4 protein-coding genes are annotated in these 3339 nt (G+C 72.4%); all 4 read right to left on the bottom strand.

The genetic code is table 11. The features are described 5' to 3' along the window. Positions 1-100: 100 nt before the first annotated feature. A complete protein-coding gene (locus tag DEIPI_RS0103335) occupies positions 101-541 on the bottom strand; it encodes a glycosyltransferase (RefSeq protein WP_245588500.1) in 441 nt (146 codons plus the stop codon). Beyond that, positions 525-1622 (bottom strand): undecaprenyldiphospho-muramoylpentapeptide beta-N-acetylglucosaminyltransferase, encoded by a 1098-nt coding sequence (gene murG / locus DEIPI_RS28145; protein ID WP_045233558.1) that lies wholly within the window; start codon positions 1620-1622, stop codon positions 525-527. The genes DEIPI_RS0103335 and murG overlap by 17 nt, the downstream gene beginning before the upstream one ends. A 120-nt stretch (positions 1623-1742) precedes the next feature. Further along, the gene (locus tag DEIPI_RS0103325; RefSeq protein ID WP_027480845.1) at positions 1743-2882 is read right to left on the bottom strand and encodes an FtsW/RodA/SpoVE family cell cycle protein; all 1140 of its coding nucleotides are present in this window, start codon (positions 2880-2882) and stop codon (positions 1743-1745) included. Further along, positions 2879-3339, bottom strand: a 461-nt coding sequence (locus tag DEIPI_RS0103320) for a glutamate ligase domain-containing protein (RefSeq protein ID WP_281173174.1), incomplete at its 5' end; no start/stop codon positions are given. The genes DEIPI_RS0103320 and DEIPI_RS0103325, both read right to left, overlap by 4 nt.

Here is a 3339-nt window from a genome sequence, read left to right as displayed (position 1 = left end):
CTCACGCCGATCCCTCCCACGCCCATCAGGTGATAGTGCTGCTTCGTCATGGTGCCACTCGTTTCGGTGACTCGCCCCGCTGGGGGCGAGGGGGGTACGTTCAGATGGGGCTCGACTCGCCGGACGCGGGCGCGGGACGGGCGCTGACCGTGGCCTCCACGAGATCGGCGAGCTTGCCCGCCGCCCCGCGCGGAGAACGCGCCAGCGCGCTCTGCCGCATGCGCGTCCGGACGTCCGACGGAAGACACTCTAGCACCGCCTCCGCGAGCCTGCCGCTGAGCTGCGACTGCTCCACGACGACGCCCGCGCCGCTCTCCTCGACCGCGCGGGCGTTGTGGAGCTGGTGGTTCTCCGCGCTCGTCGGGAGGGGCACCATCACGAGCGGCACCCCGTGGAAGGCCGCCTCCGCGAGCGTGCCCGTGCCCGCCCGCGTCACCGCGAGGTCCGCGACGCTCCACGCCGCCACCGAGTCCACGAAGCCGCTCGCGCGGTACCACTCCAGGTGCTGCACCCGCCCCGTCACGTCACGGATCCACTTCACGCCCGACGAGTGGATCACCTGCACGCTCCCGTCGCGCCACAGGCCCTCCGCGGCGCGGAGAACGCGCCAGCGCGCTCTGCCGCATGCGCGTCCGGACGTCCGACGGAAGACACTCTAGCACCGCCTCCGCGAGCCTGCCGCTGAGCTGCGACTGCTCCACGACGACGCCCGCGCCGCTCTCCTCGACCGCGCGGGCGTTGTGGAGCTGGTGGTTCTCCGCGCTCGTCGGGAGGGGCACCATCACGAGCGGCACCCCGTGGAAGGCCGCCTCCGCGAGCGTGCCCGTGCCCGCCCGCGTCACCGCGAGGTCCGCGACGCTCCACGCCGCCACCGAGTCCACGAAGCCGCTCGCGCGGTACCACTCCAGGTGCTGCACCCGCCCCGTCACGTCACGGATCCACTTCACGCCCGACGAGTGGATCACCTGCACGCTCCCGTCGCGCCACAGGCCCTCCGCGCCGAACAGGTGCTCCAGCGCGCCCGGCACGGCCTCGTTGAGGGCCACGCTGCCCTGCGAGCCGCCCATCACGTAGATCGTGAGGGGACCGTCCTGCAGGCCCAGCGTGCGCAGCGCCTCCGCGCGGTCCACCCGCGCCTCGCGCACCGGCATCCCCACGAGCGTCCCGCGCTCCGGCGGGAGGCCCAGCACCTTCGGGTACGACGTCGCCACGCCCCGCGCGCGGCGAAGCGCCATCCGCTGCGTCAGGCCGAGCCGCGCGTTCTGCTCGTGCAGCAGCGTCGGAATGCCGAGGCTCTGCGCGCCCAGCACGCCCGGCAGGCTCGCGAACCCCCCGAAGCCCACCACGCACAGGGGCCGCGTGCCCGCCAGGAACACCCGCGCCTCCCGGAATCCGCGCGCCGCGCGCCACAGCTCACGCGGATCGGGCTTGTGCCGGGCGAGCTTGCCCGCCGACACCCCGAAGAACTCCAGGCCCTCGGTCCCCGCGATGCGTTCCTCCATGCCGCCCCGCTGACCCAGCAGGACGGGACGATACCCACGCGACTTCAGCTCGTGGGCGGTGGCGACGGCCGGGTAGATGTGACCCCCGGTCCCTCCGGTGGCCAAAACGACGGTACTCACGAGGTGAGTCTAGCGTGAGGTGCCGGTCAAAGGCTGAGGAATGTCCGTGCTCATCGCACTCGCGTTTCACGAAACGAAAAGACCCCCGCGCGGGGCGGGGGCGCTCGTATTCTCGTGGGTTCAGTCGGCCGGGTTGGGCAGCACCTCGGGCGCGGCGTCCGTCACGACGGTGGGCGTCTTGACGGGCTTCGGCGCGTGGCGGTGCACCTCTCGGATGGCGGAGTGCATCACGGCGAACGCGACGCTCTTGGCGAGCAGCGACGAGAAGCCGTAGCTCACGAGCGGCAGCGGCACGCCCGTCACGGGCAGCAGCCCCACCGCCACCGCGAGGTTCACGAAGGCCTGCGAGACGATCATGAACATCGCGCCGGTCGCCATGATGCTCGCGCCGTGCAGTTCCGGCGTGAGGGGCCGGATGCGCCCCGCGAGGTCCGCCACGCTGAGGCCCGACTGGACCACCAGCCAGTACGCGAAGATCACGGTGGCCACGCCCAGCAGGCCCGTGGAGAACGCGACGCTCGCGATCACGAGGTCCGTGTGGTCCGCGCTGTACCTGTACCTCGGTCCGTCCGGGCCCTGCCCGTACAGGCCGCCGCGCTGCATGTCGCGGTGCGCGAGGTCGATCTGCGTGGAGCCCTGCGGACGCTCGTCGAGCTTCTCCTCCGAGTGGCCCTTCACGCGCTCCAGGATGTACGGGTGCTTCTCCAGGTAGATCGACGCGAAGGGCAGCGCCCCGAGCGTCGCGACGAACAGGATCGCGACGACGCTCGTGAGCCGTACGCCCGCCGAGTAGATCAGCACGACGCCCAGCGTGAACGTCAGGATGGTCGTGCCGAGGTCCGGCTCGAACAGCACCAGCGCGGTCGTCACGAAGATCATGCCGGTCGCGCTGATCAGCTTCTTCTGCGTGCCGCGCCGCGAGAAGAACGACGCGAGCTGCAGCACCAGCGCGAGCTTCGCGAACTCCGACGGCTGGAAGCGGAAGGGTCCGCCGAAGTCCAGCCAGCGCTTCACGGGCGAGTCGTTGCCGCCCTCCCCGATGAACAGCACCAGCACCAGCAGCACCAGCGACAGCAGGAAGAACGGCAGCGCCATCCTGAGGAAGGCACGCGGACGCAGCCTGGAGAGCACGAAGGTCACGAGGATCGCGACCAGCACCTTGGACGCGTGGTCCGGCACGAGGTCCGGACGGGACGTGGCCACGCCGATCAGGCCGAGCAGCAGCAGCAGCAGCTGCGCGATGACGAGGGTGGTGCTCACGCGCCCCTCCCCGCGCGCGCGGCGAAGTCGCGCGCGGCCCGCGCGAAGGCCGCGCCGCGCGCCCGGTAGTCCGCGTAGAGGTCGAAGCTCGTCCCGATCGGCGCGAGCAGCACCGTGCCGCGCTCCCCGAGGGCGCGCGCGGCGGCCTCCACGGCCTCCTGCATGACGCCTTCGGGATCACGCGTCGCGATCACGGTGGTGGGCAGCCCCAGCGCGCGCGCGAAGCGCTCGCCGTCCTCCCCGAAGGCCACGACGTGCCGCACCTTCGCGCGCGCCGCGTCCACGAGGGCGTCCAGGTCCGCGCCCTTGTCGCGTCCGCCGACGAGCCACGCGACGGGCCCCTCGGCGCGTTCGAGCGCCGCGCGCACCGCGAGCGTCCGCGTCGCGATGCTGTCGTCCACGAAGCGCAGACCGCCCGCGCGCGCCACCGTCTCGAAGCGGCCCGGCACGGGGACCG

This window comes from Deinococcus pimensis DSM 21231 (genome assembly GCF_000519345.1).
Classification (GTDB): Bacteria; Deinococcota; Deinococci; order Deinococcales; family Deinococcaceae; genus Deinococcus_A; species Deinococcus_A pimensis.
This window is presented reverse-complemented; position numbering and strand designations above follow the sequence as displayed.